Here is a 22,443-nt window from a genome sequence, read left to right on the forward strand (position 1 = left end):
GCCCGTCCCGTTTTTCCTTTCCTATGCCATCAGGCGCTGTATGCATTTTCAGGAAAGACGGATTTGTGATATAGTGTGTCGTATGAAACTGAGGTGACTTCTTTGTTTGAAATGTTAATGCCCAAGCTGCGTGTAGACACGGTTTTTGACATTAATCTGGAAGAGCTATACGCTCAAGGCTACCGTGGAATTATAACTGATCTGGACAATACACTTGTTGGGGCCAAAGCTCCTGACGCCACGCCCGAACTGATCGAGTGGTTCGCACGTGTCAAAGAGGCTGGTTTCCAGCTCATGATTGTGTCCAATAACAATTTGAATCGTGTATCCCTGTTTGCGACGCCACTGGATATCCAGTTTGTGCATAGTGCACGCAAACCATCGAATGTTCCGTTTCGTAGAGCAATGAAGATGATGGAGTTAACTCCTGAAAAAACGGTTGTGGTAGGCGATCAGATGCTTACAGATGTCTTTGGAGGTAATCGGCTGGGACTCTATACGGTTCTGGTGTTGCCGATCTCCATTGGAGATGAAGGCTTCATGACCCGCTTCAATCGGCGCGTGGAACGGATTGCTCTAACGAGTTTGCGCAAGAAAGGCTTATGGCTTGAGGAGGAAAAGAAGAAATGACAGAACCGCATAACGGCAATATTGCCGTAAGGTGCAGCGGATGCGGAGTGCATCTGCAAACGGAAAACCCGGAATTACCAGGATTCATCCCCGAAAAAGCATTGGATCGTGAACCCGTCATTTGCCAGCGTTGTTTCCGTATCAAAAATTACAATGAGTCATCATCCGTTACAGTGGATCAGGACGAGTTCCTGGCCTTGCTGAGCAAAATCGGGGATAAGGATGCACTTGTCATCCATATCGTTGATCTGTTTGACTTTGATGGCAGTATTATCTCTGGTTTGCAGCGATTTGTAGGCAACAATCCGGTATTGCTTGCTGTGAACAAAACGGACTTGCTTCCAAAAGTAACCAACTGGAACAAGGTTCGCAACTGGGTGCAGAAACAGGCCAAAGAACAAGGTTTGCGTACAGTAGATGTCGTTCTGTGCAGTGCGAAGCAAAATCAGGGCTTCGACCGACTGCTCGAGCTTGTCGGAACGTATCGCGGGGATCGTGACGTATACGTGGTTGGTGGTACCAATGTGGGCAAATCCACATTGATTAACCGTCTCATTCGTGACTACAGCGATCTCGAGCAGGAACTCACGACATCCCGTTATCCGGGAACGACGTTGGATATGGTTAATATTCCACTGGACGATGGAAAAGCTATTATTGATACGCCGGGAATTGTATACCCTTGGCGTTTCAGTGAGATTGTATCCCGTAAGGATCTGGCTGCCATTATGCCAGAAAAACCGCTTAAACCGGCTGTTTATCAATTGAATTCTGGTCAGACGCTGTTCTTTGGCGGCATGGCTCGTTTTGACTTTGTGGAGGGTGATCGTCAGTCCTTTACTTGTTTTATCAGCACTGCGCTTGATATTCATCGGACGAAGCTGGAACGTGCAGACGACTTGTATCGTGACCACCTGGGTGAATTGCTGTCTCCACCAACGCGTGAAGACGCAGCGGACATGCCTGAATGGACCAGACATGAATTCCGAATCAAACGCGGCAGCCAGTCGGATGTATTCATTTCCGGACTGGGCTGGATTAAGATTAACGGTGAGAATGGGGCCCTTGTAGCTGTTCATGCTCCAAAAGGTATTCGTGTACTGATCCGCCCATCCTTGATCTAATGTAATCACAGCAGCATTTTCATCAGATCGGAGGCGGAAGTATGTCGGAACAGAAAAAAAACAATCCTTCACTCCCTGTACTGCTTGGCGTTATGGGTGACCCCATTGCACATTCCAAATCGCCTGCTATGCATAATGCGGCTCTGCAGGCTGCAGGAGTGAATGGAATGTATATGCCACTGCATGTTCGTCCCGAGCAGCTGGAATCAGCCATTCGAGGCATTGTGGCGCTGGGGTATCGCGGTGTAAATGTAACCATCCCGCACAAAGAACATGTCATGCAGTATCTTGATGTCATTGATGAAAGTGCACGCCTGATTGGCGCGGTGAATACCATTGTCAATGAAGAAGGCAAGCTGACAGGGTATAACACGGATGGTATCGGTTATGTGCGTTCCCTGAAGGAAGAAGCTGTTCCAGAACTCGCAGGTAAACGGATTGCTGTTCTGGGCGCTGGAGGAGCAGCTAGAGGTGTGATATACGCCCTTGCTCTGGAGAAACCTGAACGGATTAGTATTCTTAACCGTACAGCAGACAGAGCCGTTGCCCTTGCTTCCGAGCTGCGAGCTCATGGACTGGGTGACATCACAGGTAGTGGAATGGAAGAAGCTGCTGTGGTACTGGCTTCGGCCGATATCGTGATTAACACCACAGCCGCAGGTATGCATCCGCATGTAGATGACGTGCCTGTTGATCCTGCGCTCATTCGAGCAGGCGCAGCAGTGAGCGACCTTATCTACAATCCGCTGGAAACACGCTTGCTTCGCGAGTCGAGGCAGCGTGGATGTACTGTGCATGGTGGTCTTGGTATGTTTATATACCAGGGCGCGGTAGCATTCGAGCACTGGCTCGGCATCCCGGCTCCCGTGGAGACGATGCGGCGAGCTGTGTTAGACAGTTTTTGATATTGTAAAATGAAATCAAGATTACACGATGACGAAGAGTGCAGAACCAATCTGAAGAAACGAAGTGCTCGCCTTTATCACCGGATTTCCCCTTTATAAAAATGAAATGAAGAAATCTGGGGATAACAGCGATCGTAAGATGGTACTGCAATCGTAGTCACACTGTGTAAACTTTGTTAGTTCGTTTTATGAATGTGAAAATATAATTGAACGGTCAAGCCCAGGGCAGACATTGTGCTGTTGCTGAGGCTTGCTCACCATAAGGAGTATGGAGTATTCATGTTAAACGGTAAACAAAAGCGCTTTTTGCGTTCACAAGCACATCATCTGACCCCTGTATTTCAAATCGGCAAAGGGGGAACGAATGAGCATCTGTTCCGTCATATCGAAGATGCAATCGAGAAGCGCGAATTGATGAAAGTGCAAGTGCTGAACAACAATCTGGATGACAAAAATGAGATTGCCGAAGAGATTGCCCGTGAAACAGGCAGCGAACTGGTGCAAATCATCGGAAGCACCATCATTTTGTACAAAGAATCACGTGACAACAAACAAATCGAACTACCTAGGTAAGGGAGAGTGACGCGGGTGAAGATCGGCATCATGGGTGGTACGTTTGATCCGATCCACATGGGGCACCTGCTGGCAGCCGAAGCGGCCAGGGATTCGCATGCACTGGATGAGATCTGGTTCATGCCTTCTCATGTTCCTCCTCACAAACGTGGAGCCGGAGCATCGGGACAGCAACGTCTCGAAATGACGGAAGCGGCTGTGAAAGAAGTACAGCATTATGAGGTGCTGGGCATCGAGATGGAGCTTGGTGGCGTGTCCTATACCATTGATACGATGAAGGAGCTTTGGCGCCGCTACCCGCAGCATGAATTTTACTTCATTGTTGGGGCGGATATGGTGAACTATCTTCCCAAATGGGAACAGATCGAAGAACTCGCTGAACGCTTAACCTTTATCGGTGTGGGACGGCCGGGATTCCAGTTACATCTGGATGATCTGCCAGACGCGCTGCAGGATCGGGTACTGTTGGCTGAGATGCCTTTGGTGGACATATCATCCACAGCAGTACGCAGACGCTTCGCCAAAGGGCATTCCGTGCGCTTTATGATTCCTGATGCGGTCCATCAATACATTGTAAGGAGCGGTTTATATGGAACTAAGCCGTGACGAACTGATCCGCGCCGTTTCCGGTCAAATGCCGGAGAAGCGCTGGAGGCACACGCTGGGTGTCATGGAGTCGGCAGTGTTGTTGGCTGAAAAATATGGCGCTGATCCTGTAAAAGCGGATTTGGCAGCCATATTGCATGATGTGGCCAAGTATTGGCCCGTATCCGAGATGGAAGCGGTCATTCGAGACAATGGATTGAACGAAGAACTTTTGCAGCATGACAAGCAGCTCTGGCATTCCGAAGTGGGTGCTTTTGTTGCTGAGCGTGACTATGGCATTGATGATGCCGAAATTATCAATGCCATTCGCTGGCATACCTCGGGTCGAGTTGGCATGAGCCTGCTGGATAAAGTGGTATGTCTTGCGGATTATATTGAACCGGGAAGAGACTTCCCGGGAGTAAATCATATTCGCGAACAGGCTGAACACAGTCTGGAAGAAGGTTTAATTGCCGGTTTCGATTCCACGATCAGCTTGTTGATCTCGCAGCGCCGTGTCATTTATCCTTTGACCATGTTGTCGCGGAATGACTTGATTGCACATTTGTAGATTAGATAATGGAGGTTGGTTCATGACAGTATCATCGAAAGAACTTATGAATATGGCGGTTGCTGCCGCTGACGATAAAAAGGCATCCAACATTGTAGCACTGGATCTGATCGGTATCTCGCTGGTAGCAGACTATTTTGTTATCTGTCACGGGAATTCTGATACTCAGGTACAGGCGATTGCAACAGAGATTCGCAAACAGGCGCATGCTGCCGGCGTGAACATCAAAGGCATCGAAGGTATGGATTCGGCACGTTGGGTATTGATGGATATGGGTGATGTGGTTGTTCATATCTTCCACCGCGACGAGCGTGAGTATTACAACATTGAGCGCCTGTGGTCTGATGCCAAAGTGGTGGAAACGGTATGAGTTTGATCGCAGGAACAGTCGTCAACTTGCCGGTTTCACGTGAAGTGTCTCCGTTTGGTTACTTTTTGACGACAGGATCGGAAGATGTACTGCTTCACTATACGGAGCTCACACGGGACGTTAAAATTGGAGAAACGCTGGAGGTCTTTCTGTTCTTTGATACGGAAGATCGTCTAGCGGCAACCATGAAAAAACCATATCTCACACTCGGTGAAATGGGACGACTTGTTGTGGCCGATATTCATCCACGCCTCGGCTGTTTTCTCGAGATGGGGCTTGGGCGGCAATTGCTGCTCCCGATTCGTGAATTGCCTGAGTTGGAAGAACTACGGCCTCATGTAGGGGATGAAGTTTTCGTCCTTATGGAGCATGACAAGCAAGGGCGCTTGCGGGCGAAACTGGCTGGGGAACGTGAGCTTGCGCCATTGTCCTTCCATGCACCAACCTCTTGGGTCAACGAATGGGTTGAAGCAACGGTGTACAAACCACTTCAGATGGGTACGTTTGTACTTGTTGAGGGTGGAGTGCTGGGCTTTGGCGCTATTGGCATGATTCATTCCTCGGAACGAAACCGGATGCTGCGTCTGGGTGAAAAGGTAAAATGCCGGGTAACCATGGTACGTGAAGATGGACGTGTCAATCTGGCGATGTCTCCTCTCAAAGAGGTTGGTCGCAATGAAGATGCGGATAAACTGCTTGCTTTCATGAAAGAGCGGCCTACGGGCGGCATGCCGTATTCGGATGCTACCCCGCCAGACATCATCAAGCAGCGCTTTGGAATCAGCAAATCTGCTTTCAAGCGGGCCTTGGGCAAACTGATGAAGGACGGTCTGGTAACTCAAAAGGAAAACTGGACCTATCTGACAGAGTCTGTACCACAGGATCAGAACGAGGATAAGTAAACCAACGGGTATCATGGATCAAGCATGAGCTTGAATCCATAAGTCAAGGCAGGGCAAGGCTGGGTGAACTCCGGATGCCCCTGCTTTTTCTTTTGTTCAAAATCGATTTGAAAATGAAACTGAAAGTGCGGTGCCTGACATGTCTTACCGGAAATTTGCCTATGTGTACGATGAATTAATGGAGGATATGCCTTATCCGGACTGGATAAGGTTTGCGAGAACGGCTTGGGAACGACATGGCATGCCAAAAAGTGTGGCTGAACTGGGCTGTGGAACCGGCTCAATTACGATCCCACTGGTGAACTCCGGTTTCGAAGTTACTGGCATTGACCTGTCAGCGGATATGTTGTCTGTTGCGCGCAGTAAAATGGAGGCCACGCCTCAAGGCCACCGCTTATATCGGGAAGGCAGTGTCCGTTGGGTGCAGCAGGATATGCGGGACTGGAGAGTACCGGAGCCTGTGGACTCGGTGATATCGTTCTGTGATTGCGTGAATTATCTGCTTGAAAAAGAGGATGTCGTCCGTACATTTCAGCGAACTTATGAGATGCTGAAGCCGGAGGGCACGTTCCTGTTCGATGTACATCATCCGAATACCCTTATTCGATACGAGGAGGAGCAACCATTTGTGTTGGACGAACGCTCCGTATCGTATATTTGGACCTGTGATATGGATCATGATCGGTGTGAGATTGAGCATCATCTAAGTATCTTTTCGCGTGTGGCTGAGAGCGGCAAGGATATGTACCAACGGTTTGAAGAGGTTCATGTTCAGCGCGCGTATGATCCGGACTGGATGATGTTGGAACTGACGAAGGCTGGCTTCAGAGATGTCCGTGTATATGCTGATTTTGAGTGGAAAGAGGCGGGAGAAGGCGCACAGCGTCTGTTCTATGTAGCCGTGAAATAGGATTACAATGTTGAACTGTCCTTATGATGCATAAGGGCAGTTTTTATGTATAAGAATGTTTTTTAGATATAATAAAAGCTATTGCCAGCGGGGTTAAAGGAAGCCATAATAGTTGAATGGAAAGCGTTTTCTATTTAGTAGAATCCTGAAAATTCAAAATTCCGGGTGGGGTGAAAAATGGAAAGTACATATAAAACAAGGCTGACTTCCGAACAGCTAGATGGAATTGTGCAGCAGCATTTTAACACAGGTATCCAAGAATACAAAGAGATGATTGACGGCTGGGCAAACCACGCTTACTTTATCACCAAGGACGACGGACAGAAGGTTGTACTCAAAATAGCTCCTTCTAATGGAATTAAGCTGATGCGCTGTGAACAACATGTCATGGTCGCTGAGGTTGAGGCACTGCGACTCGCAGCAGAACTTCAGGATGTACCTGTTCCCCGGGTATTGGCCTACGATCCATCGCTCACCCGAGTTCCGGCAGAATATTTTATTATGGAGTACATGACAGGAACGCCGTATAACAAAGTCAAAGACCAATACAGTGCAGAAGAGCAGGAATCCATAGAGCAGCAGCTGGGTGCATACAATCGTCGGATCAATGAAATTAAAGGAGAGAAGTTTGGTTACTTTTCCTCAAAAAAATCGCAATATGCGACGTGGAAAGAAGCTTTCCTGAGCCTGATGGATGATATGCTTGCAGATAGCAAAGCAGCGGGTGTGGAATTTTCAATTCGTTATGAGGAACTGGAGCGTTTGATTCAAGAGAAATCGGATGTGCTGGATGATGTCAAAGAGCCTGTGCTTGTGCATTGGGATTTGTGGGATGGGAATGTATTTGTGGAGGCGGGGCAAATCACGGCCATTATCGATTTTGAACGTTCCCTCTGGGCAGATCCTCTGATGGAGCATTACTTCAGTCATTTTAATAATACACCGGGATTCCTCAAAGGATATGGAAGAGCAGTTACAACAGACAGTGAACGAAAAAGAAGAAGTTTATATGATCTGTACTTTGATCTGGCGCTGAGAATCGAGTGTCCGTATCGTCAATACGATAACAAGGAACACATTCAGTGGACGATTGATAACCTAGAAGAAGGAATCAAGCGATTCCAGTCGTCTTAATGTGCATACTGATGTATAGCATTGTTTATAGTCAACAGACAGTGTAATATTGACTTTACTGCTGCTTTTTTATATAATGGTCCCGATCATATCGTATACATATTTCGATGATAAGGATCAGTAGTGAGTCCTGTACATGACAGAGAGCCGGCGGTTGGTGCAAGTCGGTTGACAGTATTTCACGAACTCGCCTTGGAGAAATGCGGTGATTACACCATCTTGCAACCGACTGAAGTAACACTCGGGTTCAGGAATGGAAATCCGCATCGGTTAACCGCCGTTACAGGTCCAAAGGGAGTGGATGACGAAGCACGATCGTCCGCTAACTAGGGTGGTACCACGGGAATTCAACCTCTCGTCCCTAGCGCTGCAAACGCTACGGGATGCTGAGGTTTTTTTGTTGCAATAAAAGCGAATAACCAAGAGGAGGAACAATAGATGAGTGAGAATCAACAGCCGAAACACGGCTACAAGCCACAGGTCATGGAGAAAAGTTGGCAGCAGTACTGGGATGACAATAAAACGTTTAAAACGGGTGAGGACCCGGCTAAACCGAAGTTTTATGCACTGGATATGTTTCCGTATCCATCTGGCTCAGGCCTGCACGTAGGTCACCCGGAAGGATACACGGCAACGGATATCGTATCCCGTTTCAAACGTATGCGCGGCTTCAATGTACTGCATCCAATGGGGTGGGACGCTTTCGGCCTGCCTGCTGAGCAGCATGCATTGGATACTGGTGAGCATCCACGGCATATTACATTCCGCAATATTGACAATTTCCGTCGCCAGATCAAGTCACTCGGTTTCTCATATGACTGGGATCGGGAGATCAGCACAACTGACCCTGACTACTACAAATGGACACAATGGATCTTCATCCAGTTGTACAACAAAGGCCTGGCTTATGTAGATGAAGTCCCTGTTAACTGGTGCGAAGCTCTGGGTACGGTACTGGCGAACGAAGAAGTTATCGACGGTAAGAGTGAGCGTGGCGGACATCCGGTCGTTCGTAAACCGATGCGCCAATGGGTACTGAGAATTACGGAATATGCAGAGCGTTTGCTGGAAGACCTGGAAGAGCTGGACTGGTCGGAAAGCATCAAGGATATGCAGCGCAACTGGATCGGCAAATCGACCGGGGCGGAAGTTACTTTTGCCATTGAGGGTCATGAAGAAGTTATCAAAGTGTTTACGACACGTGCAGATACGTTGTTTGGCGCAAGTTATGCTGTATTGGCACCTGAGCATGAGCTGGTGGAAGTCATTACAACGGCAGAACAGCGTGAAGCAATCAAGGCATATCAGGAACAGGCTGCTCGCAAGAGTGATCTGGAACGCACCGATTTGGCTAAAGACAAAACGGGTGTGTTCACAGGAACTTATGCAATCAATCCGGTAAACGGAGCGAAGGTGCCAATCTGGATTGCCGATTATGTTCTGGCTGGATATGGCACAGGGGCGATCATGGCCGTTCCGGGACATGACGCTCGTGACTGGGAGTTTGCCAAACAGTTTGGTCTGGACATCATCGAGGTTGTACAGGGTGGCGACGTGACACAAGAAGCGTATTCCGGTGACGGACCGCATGTGAACTCCGATTTCCTGAACGGATTGAACAACGAAGAAGCGATTGCGAAGATGATTGCCTGGTTGGAAGAGAACGGTAAGGGACAAGGCAAAACGACCTACCGTCTGCGTGACTGGTTGTTCAGCCGTCAGCGTTATTGGGGTGAGCCAATCCCGATTCTGCATCTGGAAGACGGAACGATGAAGACGGTGCCGGAAGATCAACTGCCTTTGCTGCTGCCGGATATCGACCAGATCAAACCTTCGGGTACTGGCGAGTCACCGCTGGCGAATGTTACGGAATGGGTTAACACCGTAGATCCGGAAACGGGAATGAAAGCACGTCGCGAGACGAACACGATGCCACAATGGGCCGGTAGCTGCTGGTATTACCTGCGCTTTATCGATCCGCACAATGACAAGGAACTGATCTCTCAAGAGAAACAGCAGCAGTGGCTACCGGTTGATCTGTATATCGGGGGAGCAGAGCACGCGGTGCTTCACTTGCTGTACGCTCGTTTCTGGCATAAAGTGCTGTATGATCTGGGTGTGGTGCATACCAAAGAGCCGTTCCACAAACTGGTCAACCAAGGTATGATCCTGGGAACCAACAATGAGAAGATGAGTAAATCCCGTGGTAATGTTATCAACCCGGATGAGATCGTCAATGAGTTCGGTGCAGATACATTGCGTCTGTATGAAATGTTCATGGGGCCTCTGGAGGCGACAAAACCGTGGAATGCTAACGGGGTTGAGGGCATGCACCGCTTCCTGTCACGTATATGGCGTCTGTTCATCAATGAAGATACAGGTGCAATTAATGACAAAATCACAGCAGATGGTGGAACCGATGAGTTCAAGCGCACTGCACACAAGACGATCAAAAAGGTTACTGAGGATCTGGAACACCTGCGTTTCAACACAGCGATCAGCCAGTTGATGATCTTCATCAACGATGCGTACAAAGCAGATACGCTGCCTCGTGAAGCCATGGAGAACTTTGTACAGCTGTTGTCACCGCTGGCACCGCATATGGCGGAGGAGCTGTGGAGCCGTCTCGGTCATGAAGGTGGAATCTCTTACGTAGCTTGGCCTGAGTATGATGAGTCCATGACGGTGGATGCCGAAGTGGAGATTGTTGTTCAAGTGAATGGCAAAATTGTGACCCGTGCTACAATCGCGAAGGATCTGGACGCACAGGGCATGCAGGACTTTACGATGGAACTGGCACCTGTGAAACAGGCACTGGAAGGCAAGACCATTCGCAAGGTCATTGCCGTTCCAGGCAAACTCGTTAATATTGTTGCCGGTTAATCTCACCGGCTTTGAATAGTTCATCCAGCTTCAACAAATCTTCATCATATTTGTCATGAGTCGTCTGGATCAGGCTGTCAAAAACACCATTCAGATTCACTTTCAGCAGGGCAAGTGCCTGTGCGGTGATGCCGCCAGGTACAGCCACGCGAGCCTGAAGTTCTTGCGGGGTGTATCCTCCTTCGGTAAGCAGCTTGCCTGTTCCCAGGAGCATCTCGCCGGCAAGAGCGCAGGCGTCGGCTCGTTTGATGTCTGTAAGCTTGACTGCACTCTCAATCCATTGCTCCAGAAAGAACGATATGAATGCAGGTCCGCAGCTGGAGAAGTCGGATGTGATCCGGGTACAGGCTTCATCCACTTGATAGGGTCTGCCAATATGACTGAGCAGCCCTTCCAGCACAGCGCGGTCTTCGGTAGTCATTCGCTCACCATGTATACACAGGGACGCTCCGCTGCCGACCTGGTGCGTAACGCTGGGGATAACTTTGGAGACTTTGCAAGGAAGTGAAGATTCCAGATGGCGCAGCTGCACGGGACTGGTGATCGAGACGATTATATGATTGGGATTCACGACAGGCAGGATGTCGTCAATGACATGTTTGAATTCAAGCGGCTTCACGCACAAAAAGATGATATTGCTGCGGATGACGGTTTCCCGGTTGCTCTGTGATTCATGCAGACCGGGGTAACGGAGGGATAGCTGCCGTACTTTGGAAGGGGTTCTATTGCTGGCGGCAATCTGCCGTGGTTCAAGTGCACCGGATTGAATCAAGGCATAGATCAGCAGGCTGCCCATGCTGCCGGTTCCGATAAATCCAACCTTCATTGTTCAGGCCTCCTTTCATGCTTTACGGTAATGGCGCAGTTCTTTCCCTCTAGTGTATGCGTCAGGACCTGCTTCACATGACATGAAAATAGTACAGCTTGGTTTACCAGGCAAGTCCAACGGTTCGGAAGCACCGCCCGTGTTCAGAGTAGATTTATTTTGAATCCAGGGAGAGGTGTGGAAGAATGAGATGGAACAAGGGGATGACCATTGCTGCTGCGGTGGTCGGATGCATACTGATATTATGGTCGGGCAAAAGTGAACAGCCGCCTTCTGGCTGGGAACCTATGCAGCTCGCCACCGAGAAGCCGACGATAGAGCAGGAAACCGCTGCTGTACAGTCGGCTACTTTGGTTCAGGAACAAACGAAGGCTTCCGATGCAGATCAAAGACCGTCAACAACAGAGGCATCCGTAGAGCCTAATCAGGTTGATGGCACAGCAGGGAAAGTGGCTGATTCGACAGTTGCTGGAAACCAAACGGATGCTTCTACAGGTGGGGCAGAAACGACATCCGAGGCAACGGTAGTTTCACCAGACAATAACCAAGCAGTGATGAGCAATGAGTCTGTCGACAATGGCAAAATTGATGTCAATACAGCTCCGGCTGCGAAGCTAATGGACCTTCCAGGAATTGGGGAGAAAAAGGCGCAAGCCATTATTGATTATCGCAATTCGCATGGACCTTTTACCAAAGTCAGCGATCTGACCAAAGTGAAAGGAATCGGAATGAAGATGCTGGAGAAAATGGCTCCTTATGTGCAGATCAGGTAATCACGCAACTATTAAATATTAGGATATAAGTTGAATTGGAAATGACATAAGACGAAGGATAGGTTCAAATTTTATCAGATGGGAGGGAAACGGTTATGAGCGCAGCAGACGTACGCAAAGACTGGGATACGTATTTCATGGACATCGCATATATGGTCTCTACCCGTTCCCGCTGTTCACGCCGTCATGTTGGCGCCGTACTTGTGCAGGGAAAGAAACTGCTTGGAACAGCCTATAACGGTGCACCCATGGGGGTCCCGGACTGCTCTGAAGCAGGGTGCATGATCTCGGAAGAATACGAGCTGGTGGTAACCGACGGTCAGGAAGAAATGGTTAAAAAACAACGCTGTATTCGTACCATTCATGCGGAGCAGAATTTGCTTTTGTTCACTGATCGAATTGACCGCGAAGGCTCTTCTGTGTATGTCACGGATGAACCTTGCTGGACTTGTTCCAATATGCTTGCGAATAGCGGCATTACAGAAATCGTATTTCATCGCCCATATCCCAAGGATACAGGCAAGGTTACCAACATGATGAAGCAAAAAGGCATTACGTTTCGTCGGCTGGAAAATTACCAGCCTCCACGGGAGACGATGATGACGGTAAGTGATTAGAACCAATATAGTATCAAATTTGCGGGGAAGAACCTCCGGTTGCTGTATCAGCTGCCGGGGGTTCTTCTGCGTTCATACGGGTGACACAAAGGAGGGGGAGAAAATGAAAGGCAGACCTTTACTGGTATTTACTGTCTGCTGGTTATGCGGTAGTGGGATGGCATGTGCATTATCGGGTTGGTCCTTGATCGTGGGAATGATCGGGATATTCGTTTGTCTGCCACTTTTACTACGATGGATTGATATACGCGGTTGGTCCATCTTGTTACTGATCGGAGCACTCGTTGGCGGTGCTGTGCACTGGGAATGGAATGATGCTCGGAATCGGAGCAGTCTGCCCGAAATCACACATATGGCTTCAGAGGATTTGGACGGTTATGCAGCTACATTCGAAGGAACCCTTATGTCGGATGTACGCATAGATGGGGATCGGGCCGATTTTGAAATGCAGATCACGTCGATGCTTCCACTATCCGGTTCATCATCAGCACCAGCGTTGGAAGCGGGAACTATATCTAACGTGAGAGAACGTCTAATGGTCCAAGTTCGCCTGGCTGAGGAAGAAGAACAGCAAGTAGCAGCAGGGTGGAAGCGAGGAGATTCGATAACGTTGACGGGTGCGCTTGCGCTTCCCAGCGAAGCCAAAAATTTTGGTGGGTTTGACTATCGAAATTACTTAAGGACTCTTCATATACATTGGTTGTTTAAAGTGAAGGGGGCCAGTTCAGTAACCACCGTTCCGCCTGAAGGGCTGGGGAAACTCAATATCCTTCGGTGGAATGACATAGTCAGGCATAAGCTTGGAGCAGCGGTAGAACAGATATTTCCCGAACCTCATGCGGGCTATATGAAAGGCCTGATTATCGGGATGGCTAATGATATCGATCCGGATACATATGGACAATTTTCACAGCTTGGTTTAACTCATATATTGGCGATCTCCGGAACACATGTCGCGGTGTATGTGGCATCGCTGCTGCTCCTTTTATCCTGGCTTAGGTTAACCCGAGAAACCTCACTCACCATTGTGTTGCTGTTAATACCTGCATATGTACTGTTGTCTGGCGGTTCGCCATCGGTCATTCGTGCGGGTATCATGTCCATGATTGGTTTGTATATGGCGCGGCGTGGGCTTGCCAGGGATGGATTGCAAATGATTAGTGCAGCAGCGTTGTTGATGATGTGGTGGAACCCGTATTTTTTACTAAGCGTGAGCTTTCAGCTATCTTTTCTGGTAACAGCTGGACTGATGATTTATATGCCACTGATTAATCGGATATTTAGCAGTTGGCCCAAGGGACTTGCAGCAACAGCTTCTGTAACGGTAACAGCACAGCTTATTTCTTTTCCGGTAACAATTCTGTATTTCAACCAGTTTTCACTGCTTTCATTTGTCGCAAACTTCCTGCTTGTATCCTTGATCAGTGCCATTGTACTTCCTCTTGGAACGGTCGCCCTGATTCTATCGTTTCTTTGGATGCCTCTGGCTAAACCTTTGGCGTGGATTGCTATTCTGCTGAACAAATTGACCTTTGTAAGTGTGGAGTGGATGAACAGCTTGCCTGGTTTTGTGCTGATTTGGGCTACCCCAACGCTACTGTGGATTGCAGCATATTATGCCGTTCTCTATGCGCTTTTGCGCATCCTTCATCGCGGCCGAGGCGAGCAGCCTATTATCCAGGGCACAGAAATGGATACGGCTCCGCTGGATCGCCGATATGTTGGGGGGACGCCTAAAGCAGCTCTGGGGCTGTCTGGGTTGTCTAATGTATCATCACAAGGATTAAACAAAGGTGAACGTGAAGCTAGTTCTGGTTCGATGACGACATTAAGTGCAAGCATTGCCTGGCCGGAATATACAAGTGCATTTGCTGCGCGAGGGGCGGGTTTTTACTCTGGTGAACGGATGAATATCTTCCACAAATGGATGTGTGCGCTACTGGCTCTCAGCTTTGTGGTGGGATTATGGTGGGCATACCAAACACCGCAGCCTGCGGGGACAGGAGTGGTGCAATTTTTGGATATCGGACAAGGAGACAGTACACTAATTACAACACCTGAGGGTAAACATATTTTGGTCGATGGTGGAGGTACAGTCCAGTTCGGGAAGTCTGAACAATCCTGGAAGACACGGCGCGATCCATACGAAGTAGGGGCCAAGGTAGTAGTTCCCTTATTGAAAAAGCGGGGCATTCATCGGCTGGATGCCGTAATCGTAACCCATGCCGATCAGGATCATGCTGGGGGATTACAGGCCGTGCTTGAACAGATTCCGGTGAAACGATTCATGTTCAATGGGACAACCAGCGGTACAGCCAATTTTGAGAAATTGCTGGATACCGTTATAGACAAGCAGATTCCGTTATATGCAATTCGCCAAGGGATGTCCTACGCGCCGGATGGAGAAACCACACTACATTTTATATATCCAGATTTGGAGAAAGCGATGGACACAGGAGAAAGATTACCCGTCTCGGAACATCAGAATCATGATTCGGTTGTCTTTATGCTGGAAATGGCCGGCGCCTCATTATTGTTCACGGGAGACATGGATGCTGCAGCCGAGCAGGATCTGCTCTATATGATTCAGGATGGTTCGCTCGCAGCCTCGTTTGGACAGTACAATGCAGATGCTGCTTTATCAGATGTTTCCGTTCAGGAGATGTTTACACGTCACACGGGGGAGAATCATGAGGTTCCTGTCACCATTGATGTATTAAAGGTCGCACATCATGGGAGTAAAACATCTTCTACCGAAGCTTGGTTACAATACTGGAATGCATCAGCATCCGTGATATCTGCAGGGGCTAACAATACATATGGACATCCCAATCCTGGGGTGCTTGAACGTCTTGAAGATTCGGGTACAGACATCTATCGAACAGATCAAATGGGGGAGATTCAGATGAAGATCAAAGATGGGAAGATTGATGTGCGCTACAAGTTGGTTAGGGATGATTCATGATTTATCGTACCATGCAGTTGGTCGCCACCACTTCTCTAACTTCTATTGGTTTTTGTGACTTAATCCATAAGAGGAAATTAGTTACCCATAATTGTGCCGGGAATTGCTTAATTTTCGTTGTTTTTTTGCTTTTAGGAGCACAATTTAGAAGCATAAAGTTGCCGTGAGTCCCCATTAGAACGCTTATGATAATTCAATTATACAGCCAGCTAATCAGTGGGCTTTCTTTTCTGAAATGTTTGAGGTTGCATTTCGTGGACTTCAAGTTAGAGGGTCAGTTTCAAAATGAATGTAGTTAGCAACTGGGTTAAAGACCCCAGTTGCTTATTTAATTAATTGTGGATTATTTCAACAATGACTCGATTGATTGATCCAGAGAAGTCAATTGATCACCTAGGAGACGCTCTAAATCATTGGATGTAGTTAGGAAATTTTCATCTGCAATAGCTTTGTGGAAAGTACTAACAAGAAAATAAGCAACTGTATCATCTACACCAGAATCTTTTAAGTTTTTAATGGTTAAGTCACTTGGAGATTCTTTATAGGATATTTCTGTTCCTAAAATACGAGAGAGAACAGAAGCAATCTCGGGAAAAGTAATACTTTTAGAACGTATTAACTCGTAAGTTTTATTTTTATGATTTTCTTCTGTAAGAACCGTTGCATTAGCTAAAGCCAGATCTTTTCGCAATACAAAGTTAAACCTTTTTCCGTTTGTTGAAGAAACTAAAGTACCATTTTTAGCTGCCGACTTTAAATCAGATGCTATTTCATCTAAGTAGGTACTATTTCTCATGAATGTAAAAGGTATATTTACAGCACGTATTGCATGCTCTGTAGCCAGGTCTACATCTTCCAGCCCATAAATTCTTAGATCTGGGTCGGCTACTCCGACAAATGCAATATACTCAACTTGAGCAGATTTAGCAGCCATTACAACATTATGATTCTGTTCAAGACGTTTAGCATTGTCTAGTTCAGCAGATGAAATGAACAGAAGCTTGCTGATACCTTGAAACGCTGATTGTAAAGAATTCAGATCGTCATAGGTACCAGTCCGAAGTTCAATCCCTTTTTCAGCTAAATGCTCTGCCTTCTTCTTATCCCTAACTAAAGTGATAATTTGATTAGCTGGAATTCCTTTATTATTCAGAAGATGATTAATCGTCCAACCTCCTAAATTCCCTGTTGCACCTGTAATCATGATTTTATCCATTTGAATGCACCTCATAAATTTAATTTATTGATAAAATTAGTACTTGTTTACTTAGTTATTCTTCGTGGGTCACTTCAATAATGACTCGATTGATTGATCCAATGGCGTCAATTGATCACCCAAAAGACGTTCTAAATCTTTAGATGTAGATAGGAATTTTTGATCTGCAATAGCTTTATGGAAAGTATTAACGAGCGACTCTGCAGAACCTCTCTTCACCCCTGATTCTATTAACTTTTCAATAGTTAGATTACTCGGTGTTTCTTTGTAAGATATTTCCTCTCCAACTATACGTGAAAGAACAGAAGCCATCTCTGAAAAAGTTATAAGTTTTGACCTTACTAACTCATAAGTTTTGTTTTTGTGGCCCTCTTCAGTCAGAACCATTGCATTCACCAAAGCTAGATCTCTACGGAGTACATAGTTAAATGCTTTTCCGCTAGTTGAAGAAAGTAATTCGCCATGCTTAACAGCCGCATTTAAATCACGAGCTACTTCATCCAAATACGTACTATTCCGTAAAAAGGTGAAGGGCAAGTTCACAGCGCGTATCGCATGTTCAATAGCCAATTCAACATCTTCTAATCCGTAAGCTCTTATCTCCGGATTTGCCAGTCCAACATAAAATATGTGACCAACTTTGGCTGATTTAGCAGCCATGACAACATTATAATTTTGTTTAAGACGTGTAGTATTATCTAATTCAGCGGACGAAATGAACAGAAGCTTGCTGACACCTTGAAACGCTGATTGTAAAGAATTCAGATCGTCATAGGTACCAATTCGAAGTTCAATCCCTTTTTCAGCCAGATGTTCTGCTTTTTGCTTATCTCTAACTAGGGCAATAATCTGATTTGCAGAAATCCCCCTTTTATCGAGAAGATGATTAATTGACAAACCTCCTAATTTCCCTGTTGCACCTGTAATCATGATTTTCTCCAATAGTATGCCTCCTCATAAATTTTATTTAATCGATGTTAATTAGCGACATTTCCTCTCATCATTGCTGAGAAAACAAACTGCCCATCTACTTACTTAACGGTAAGTAAGTTTATTGTAATCACTTTTATTACACTTGTAAAGGCTAACAGTTTAACCTAATCAACATTGCATATTTGCTAAACGAACGGTAAGATAACATTAACTAGATAAAAGATGGGGGATTGTTTCTTGAAAACAAGAGATAAAATTTTGAAAGAGAGCATTAAGCTCTTTGCTGAACAGGGCTTTGAAGGAACATCAATGACCATGATTTCGAGTTTGCTTGGATTCACCAAACCAGCTATCTATGCTCATTTTGCGAATAAAGCAGCTTTGTTTGAAGCATGCCTTGACACCATTTCACAGGAACAAATTACTTATATAAAAAGCACATTAGAAAATCCTAGCCTCAAAACGATTGAAACTAAGTTACATTCCATCATTAACGATTGCATTTTAATTCAAGATAACCATGCATTTTTATTTTATAATCGTTTTTATCTTCTTCCTCCCGTAGAATTAAAGGAACAAATAAAATATAAACTGGATCAGTCAACCGAGAAATGGAGTTCTATGTTGATGGATGCTATACACAACGCTATCGTTTCCGGCGAGATTGACAAATCTCTCACCAAAACAGAGGTTCTAAGTAGTTATATGTGTATATTGAACGGGGTTGGTTATGAAATTGGGTCGAAACATAATCTAGACCATATTTGGAAGATTTTTTGGAGAGGGATTAAAGCAAACTAGATATAAAAATTTCTAAATGGTAAACAAAAAAAGCAGTGAGGTTATCCCCCTGCTCTTTTATGTTAATGTATGTCGATGGTTTTATTACTTACAAACTTTTCAGTTCATTGAGATCGGCACCTAGACGGATACCCAATTTACGAGACATTCCTTGTGCAGAAGACATGCTTACATAGAACAATCCAGTTGTCCAAGCCTTGTCAATGAAAAATGTATGCTCTTTTCCGTCTGCTGGGACAGTAACGGACATTTTCCCTGTACCAGTTGTAGATCCAATAGTAAACGTGAACGATTTTGAACCAGTGTTTTTTATAACGCAGTCAAAACAGCAATACCAAATTTTCTGGTGGTTTTCATGATGTTGTTCTCCAATACCTCTAATGTCAAACAATTTCATCATTTTATTCTTAGTTAAACTAACGGGAAACTATAGTTCAGGAAAATTCAGGATAAGTTTTTCAATATGGTTAATGTAATTGGGATTCATCTCGGTGATTTTCGAGGAGGGGAGCAATATGAAACGTGTTATTATTACCCTGTTTGGGATTCTTGTGATCAGCTTTGTTTTATTATTGGGGGTTCGGTTCATAGGCTTCCCTGTACCCATAGTTATTGAGCACTCAAAGATTCCCGCAGAGAATGAATTAAAGTATCATGAGGGAGGTAACTCGAAGGCACAAATAATCTGGTGGGGAGAATAGCCGATATATTCAGAGGACAAGCGGCAGCTAACATTATGGTTGCTGTTTTCAACTGGTGTCGTTGGTTTTTTTTAGCAATTATGCAGAATTCCATTATCATTACCTTGGAATGATAATGGTCTCAAAATAGGCTCGTTTAGCCTGGGGAGATCCAACAAGTATAACCCATGAGATGAGTTCAAAGGGTAAGATTGAAGTGTGGGTATATAGTAGCTCGGCAGATATACGTGCCTTAGGTTTTGTCGGTGGAAAACTGATTGTCATTTATTAATTTTATTTATGAAGTGTATGAAGTACATCTTGCTCGTAGAATGAAACCAAAAACCCGCTTTCCGGTATACTCCTTGGGGAGAAATCCGGAAAGCAGGCTAATTTTGGAATGACTTATAATAACGAATTATTCAACGCCATCTTTGAAGTGTTTACTCCAATGTTTGTCGCCTTTGTGCAACAGATCTTCTACGGTTTTCTCAAGCGTAAGCAAGAGCTGTGCTCGTACATCAAGCACGGTTTCTCTGTACAAGCGTTCTTCCGATCCGACGATTTTATCGCCGTATAATGCCTGTGCAGCGGTGTATTTCCGATGTTCCTCAACCAGGGTATCGATAGACTGCAACGCATGTTCCACAAAATGGGATATGCTTTGATATTCTTTGGGCATTTGTTCTTTTAACGCTTGAATTTTCGCAAGAGCTGGCATGCTCATCACCTCGTGTTATGAATGTAAATTTACAATACACTGTTTTCATGAAAATTACATTAAAATGAGCTTAAATTTGTACAAAATTTGAACTTTTTTATTTTCGATGCTATAAGTGTTGTTAGCTATAATGTATGCCATTGTAATTAAATTGAGTCGTGTAAGTACTGGAATGACTTTTGAGCTGGCTTGATGACTCGTTATGCAATTTCTGTTATTCTAAGAGAAGATTTCAGCGGCCCCAATACATAAGCCGTTATTTTGTTATGGCAATAAAAAAAATACTTAACTTTGCAACAATTTTATTGATGGTCACGTCTGTAAGGTTGCAGGGAGAGGGGGATCCTTTGTGGTAGAGCCGGAACTCATCAGAGCCGCTCAATCGGGCGATCGCGACGCTCTAATTACCCTATTGCGGGACATTGAACAGCATGTTTACCGGACCGCATATTACATTCTAAATAATGAACAGGACGCTTTGGATGCTGCTCAGGAAGCGTTGATCCGAATTTACACCAAGATTAATTCATATGAGGAAAAGGCCCAGTTTAAGACATGGGTTCAACGCATCGTCACGAATATCTGTATTGATAAATTCAGAAGAACCAAGCCCTCCGTTTCCATTGACGAGCATGATATGGTTTTTCAGGACAATCAGGATGTGGAATTCGAAGTGATGTCCACATATGTGGCAAAGGATATTCAGGATGCCATTAACAAGCTGCCTGAGCATCATCGTACCGTTATTGTTCTAAGATATTTGCAGGACTTATCCTATAACGAAATTGCGGATTGCCTCGATCTTCCGTTGAATACGGTTAAATCTTATTTATTTAGAGCCAGACAGCAATTACAGAATCTACTACAGGAGTATCAGAAAGGTGGTGTGACAGGATGAAATGCGAAGAGGTGGTGGAATGGATGCACCGGTATCTGGATCATGATCTGGGCGAGGCGGAAACTGCGCAGATGCTACAGCATGTGGCCCAATGCGCGGAGTGCGCCGAAAATTTTAGTTTGCTCAGAGCTCTCTCCAGAGAACTGGAAGATTTGCCGCAGGTAACCCCAAGATTCAGTCTGGTTGATGCCATTATGCCGCAGCTGGATGCAATCGACGAAGCGAAAAGAGAACAAAGCAGTACAATACAGGAAATGAGTCCTGTCCCTGCTGCATTTGAGAATTTACAGCGTTCAAGTGAGCGGAAACCGAAGCAAAAATGGTTGAATTCCATGGCAGGCCGGATGTCCATGGGCGCAGCAGCAGCAGCTGTTGTACTGGGCGTTGCCATTTTCGGATATCAGCCAGAGAAGATTGAAAATGCAGAAATGATAATGAGCACGGGTAGTACTCAAGAAGGCGGGAATGAGGATCAAAATCCACTGAGAAGAGAGATCAACAATGAAGATTCTTCCTCCTCTCTACAGAGCGATAACAGTGTGTGGGTTGATAGTTCGGAAAGTCAGCCATCCGCTGAAGATAAACTAGCTCAAGAGGTTGGTCCTGAAGAAGACGGTTCAGAGAAGGTGCAGGAACCTGAATTGAAGGAAGGCCAAACTCCTAAACAGCCGGATACTGGGTCAGAATTGAACAAGAGTGATACAACGAAAAACGCTCCTTCCAGTTCCAATCCTGCTGATAGTACGAAGAGTGCGGATCAGCAAAAAAGCCAGGATTCAGGATCTGCTACCGGACCTTCGGCAGGCTCTACTGAGAGTGGAGCAACAGAGCCTGAAAATGGGGACGCGCAATCATTCACTTCTCAGGATATGCCTGATGTTAAGGTAGAAGAGCCGACAGAGGGCGTAACGAGTCCTGATTCCGAGACAGGTATGGATGCAGCGGGAGGAAATAAGGGATTGGCTGCCACGGATTCAGGAGCCCTTGCCACCACGACTCCAAAAGAATGGAAATCACCGGATGGCTCTTATCTGGTCATGCTGCTAGGCGATCAGATCAGCATCTACTCTAAGCCTGCCGCTGACCCGGATGTGCTTAATCTGGTGGAGCAACGTAATGTGGAGGGTACACTAAAATCTGCGAGCTGGTCCCAGGATAGCACTGTATTTAATTACGAGACAGATCAAGATGGGACAACAGTGAAGAAATCGTTTAATGTGTCCACTGCCTCAAGCGGAACCTCTGCCAAATAGGCTGTAAATTATACGTTTGGCCTCAAGGCTTGCCGAACATTTCTGTTGTATCAAGAATATATTGAAAGTAACAACAACGTCCTATCTCAGTTGGCATAACTGACGTCGTATGACCGCGCACCAGCCTTTTCTAGAATTGTTGGTGTCAGCGTTTATATAGATGTAGGACAGGG

General features: G+C 46.0%; 22 protein-coding genes and 1 other annotated feature. Of the genes, 18 read left to right on the top strand and 4 right to left on the bottom strand.

Annotation, left to right across the window (positions count from 1 at the left end; translation table 11 throughout):
- Positions 1-102 precede the first annotated feature (102 nt).
- The 11 genes from ACFVQB_RS21355 (at position 103) to leuS (ending at position 10,587) form a co-directional block, all read left to right on the top strand.
- Positions 103-630, top strand: coding sequence for a YqeG family HAD IIIA-type phosphatase (locus ACFVQB_RS21355; protein WP_379443638.1), 528 nt, complete (start codon positions 103-105; stop codon positions 628-630).
- Complete coding sequence (yqeH, locus tag ACFVQB_RS21360; protein WP_379443640.1) at positions 627-1,754, top strand: ribosome biogenesis GTPase YqeH; 1,128 nt, start codon at positions 627-629, stop codon at positions 1,752-1,754. Before ACFVQB_RS21355 ends, yqeH begins: the two co-directional genes overlap by 4 nt.
- Before the next feature lie 41 nt (positions 1,755-1,795).
- Positions 1,796-2,659: a shikimate dehydrogenase gene (gene aroE / locus ACFVQB_RS21365; protein WP_379443643.1), complete on the top strand. Its 864-nt coding sequence runs from the start codon at positions 1,796-1,798 to the stop codon at positions 2,657-2,659.
- Positions 2,660-2,938: 279 nt separating this feature from the next.
- The gene (gene yhbY, locus ACFVQB_RS21370) at positions 2,939-3,232 is read left to right on the top strand and encodes a ribosome assembly RNA-binding protein YhbY (protein ID WP_247898601.1); all 294 of its coding nucleotides are present in this window, start codon (positions 2,939-2,941) and stop codon (positions 3,230-3,232) included.
- 15 nt (positions 3,233-3,247) lie between these two features.
- Complete coding sequence (locus ACFVQB_RS21375) at positions 3,248-3,838, top strand: nicotinate-nucleotide adenylyltransferase (protein WP_379443647.1); 591 nt, start codon at positions 3,248-3,250, stop codon at positions 3,836-3,838.
- The gene (gene yqeK, locus ACFVQB_RS21380) at positions 3,822-4,388 is read left to right on the top strand and encodes a bis(5'-nucleosyl)-tetraphosphatase (symmetrical) YqeK (protein WP_379443649.1); all 567 of its coding nucleotides are present in this window, start codon (positions 3,822-3,824) and stop codon (positions 4,386-4,388) included. Before ACFVQB_RS21375 ends, yqeK begins: the two co-directional genes overlap by 17 nt.
- Before the next feature lie 22 nt (positions 4,389-4,410).
- A complete protein-coding gene (gene rsfS / locus ACFVQB_RS21385; RefSeq protein ID WP_072734522.1) occupies positions 4,411-4,758 on the top strand; it encodes a ribosome silencing factor in 348 nt (115 codons plus the stop codon).
- Entirely contained in the window at positions 4,755-5,660 is a 906-nt protein-coding gene (locus ACFVQB_RS21390; RefSeq protein WP_379443652.1) for a CvfB family protein, read from the top strand. Before rsfS ends, ACFVQB_RS21390 begins: the two co-directional genes overlap by 4 nt.
- Before the next feature lie 139 nt (positions 5,661-5,799).
- On the top strand, positions 5,800-6,570 hold the full coding sequence (locus ACFVQB_RS21395; protein ID WP_379443654.1) for a class I SAM-dependent DNA methyltransferase: 771 nt from the start codon (positions 5,800-5,802) through the stop codon (positions 6,568-6,570).
- Between the two features lie 177 nt (positions 6,571-6,747).
- Positions 6,748-7,704 (top strand): phosphotransferase family protein, encoded by a 957-nt coding sequence (locus tag ACFVQB_RS21400; protein ID WP_379443656.1) that lies wholly within the window; start codon positions 6,748-6,750, stop codon positions 7,702-7,704.
- Positions 7,705-7,802: 98 nt separating this feature from the next.
- Positions 7,803-8,070: a binding site (T-box leader), on the top strand.
- Positions 8,071-8,142: 72 nt separating this feature from the next.
- Entirely contained in the window at positions 8,143-10,587 is a 2,445-nt protein-coding gene (gene leuS / locus ACFVQB_RS21405; protein ID WP_379443658.1) for a leucine--tRNA ligase, read from the top strand.
- On the opposite strand, the gene comER is transcribed toward leuS, so the two are convergent.
- The gene (gene comER, locus ACFVQB_RS21410; RefSeq protein ID WP_113053792.1) at positions 10,568-11,413 is read right to left on the bottom strand and encodes a late competence protein ComER; all 846 of its coding nucleotides are present in this window, start codon (positions 11,411-11,413) and stop codon (positions 10,568-10,570) included. The genes leuS and comER overlap by 20 nt on opposite strands.
- 185 nt (positions 11,414-11,598) lie before the next feature.
- Between comER and ACFVQB_RS21415 the strand changes: the two genes are divergently transcribed.
- The 3 genes from ACFVQB_RS21415 (at position 11,599) to ACFVQB_RS21425 (ending at position 15,768) form a co-directional block, all read left to right on the top strand.
- Entirely contained in the window at positions 11,599-12,186 is a 588-nt protein-coding gene (locus ACFVQB_RS21415; RefSeq protein WP_379443661.1) for a ComEA family DNA-binding protein, read from the top strand.
- A 95-nt stretch (positions 12,187-12,281) separates the two neighbouring features.
- Positions 12,282-12,803, top strand: a complete 522-nt coding sequence (locus ACFVQB_RS21420) for a deoxycytidylate deaminase (protein ID WP_379443663.1) — start codon at positions 12,282-12,284, stop codon at positions 12,801-12,803.
- A gap of 103 nt (positions 12,804-12,906) precedes the next feature.
- The gene (locus ACFVQB_RS21425) at positions 12,907-15,768 is read left to right on the top strand and encodes a ComEC/Rec2 family competence protein (protein ID WP_379443665.1); all 2,862 of its coding nucleotides are present in this window, start codon (positions 12,907-12,909) and stop codon (positions 15,766-15,768) included.
- A 343-nt stretch (positions 15,769-16,111) separates the two neighbouring features.
- Here the strand turns inward: ACFVQB_RS21425 and ACFVQB_RS21430 are convergent, their stop codons facing one another.
- Both ACFVQB_RS21430 and ACFVQB_RS21435 read right to left on the bottom strand, forming a co-directional pair.
- A complete protein-coding gene (locus ACFVQB_RS21430) occupies positions 16,112-16,984 on the bottom strand; it encodes an NmrA family NAD(P)-binding protein (RefSeq protein ID WP_379443667.1) in 873 nt (290 codons plus the stop codon).
- A gap of 69 nt (positions 16,985-17,053) precedes the next feature.
- On the bottom strand, positions 17,054-17,926 hold the full coding sequence (locus tag ACFVQB_RS21435) for an NmrA family NAD(P)-binding protein (protein ID WP_379443670.1): 873 nt from the start codon (positions 17,924-17,926) through the stop codon (positions 17,054-17,056).
- A 228-nt stretch (positions 17,927-18,154) separates the two neighbouring features.
- Between ACFVQB_RS21435 and ACFVQB_RS21440 the strand changes: the two genes are divergently transcribed.
- Both ACFVQB_RS21440 and ACFVQB_RS21445 read left to right on the top strand, forming a co-directional pair.
- Entirely contained in the window at positions 18,155-18,718 is a 564-nt protein-coding gene (locus ACFVQB_RS21440; RefSeq protein ID WP_379443672.1) for a TetR/AcrR family transcriptional regulator, read from the top strand.
- A gap of 515 nt (positions 18,719-19,233) precedes the next feature.
- A complete protein-coding gene (locus ACFVQB_RS21445; protein ID WP_379443674.1) occupies positions 19,234-19,419 on the top strand; it encodes a hypothetical protein in 186 nt (61 codons plus the stop codon).
- Positions 19,420-19,816: 397 nt separating this feature from the next.
- On the opposite strand, the gene ACFVQB_RS21450 is transcribed toward ACFVQB_RS21445, so the two are convergent.
- On the bottom strand, positions 19,817-20,119 hold the full coding sequence (locus tag ACFVQB_RS21450) for a hypothetical protein (protein ID WP_053781298.1): 303 nt from the start codon (positions 20,117-20,119) through the stop codon (positions 19,817-19,819).
- Between the two features lie 349 nt (positions 20,120-20,468).
- Between ACFVQB_RS21450 and ACFVQB_RS21455 the strand changes: the two genes are divergently transcribed.
- Positions 20,469-21,017 carry an RNA polymerase sigma factor gene (locus ACFVQB_RS21455; RefSeq protein ID WP_024628507.1) on the top strand — a complete coding sequence of 183 codons (549 nt, stop codon included), beginning with the start codon at positions 20,469-20,471 and terminating at the stop codon, positions 21,015-21,017.
- The gene (locus tag ACFVQB_RS21460; RefSeq protein ID WP_379443677.1) at positions 21,014-22,270 is read left to right on the top strand and encodes an anti-sigma factor family protein; all 1,257 of its coding nucleotides are present in this window, start codon (positions 21,014-21,016) and stop codon (positions 22,268-22,270) included. The genes ACFVQB_RS21455 and ACFVQB_RS21460 overlap by 4 nt, the downstream gene beginning before the upstream one ends.
- The last annotated feature ends 173 nt before the right edge of the window (positions 22,271-22,443 follow it).

It is taken from the genome of Paenibacillus sp. NPDC057886, assembly GCF_042796655.1.
GTDB lineage: Bacteria > Bacillota > Bacilli > Paenibacillales > Paenibacillaceae > Paenibacillus.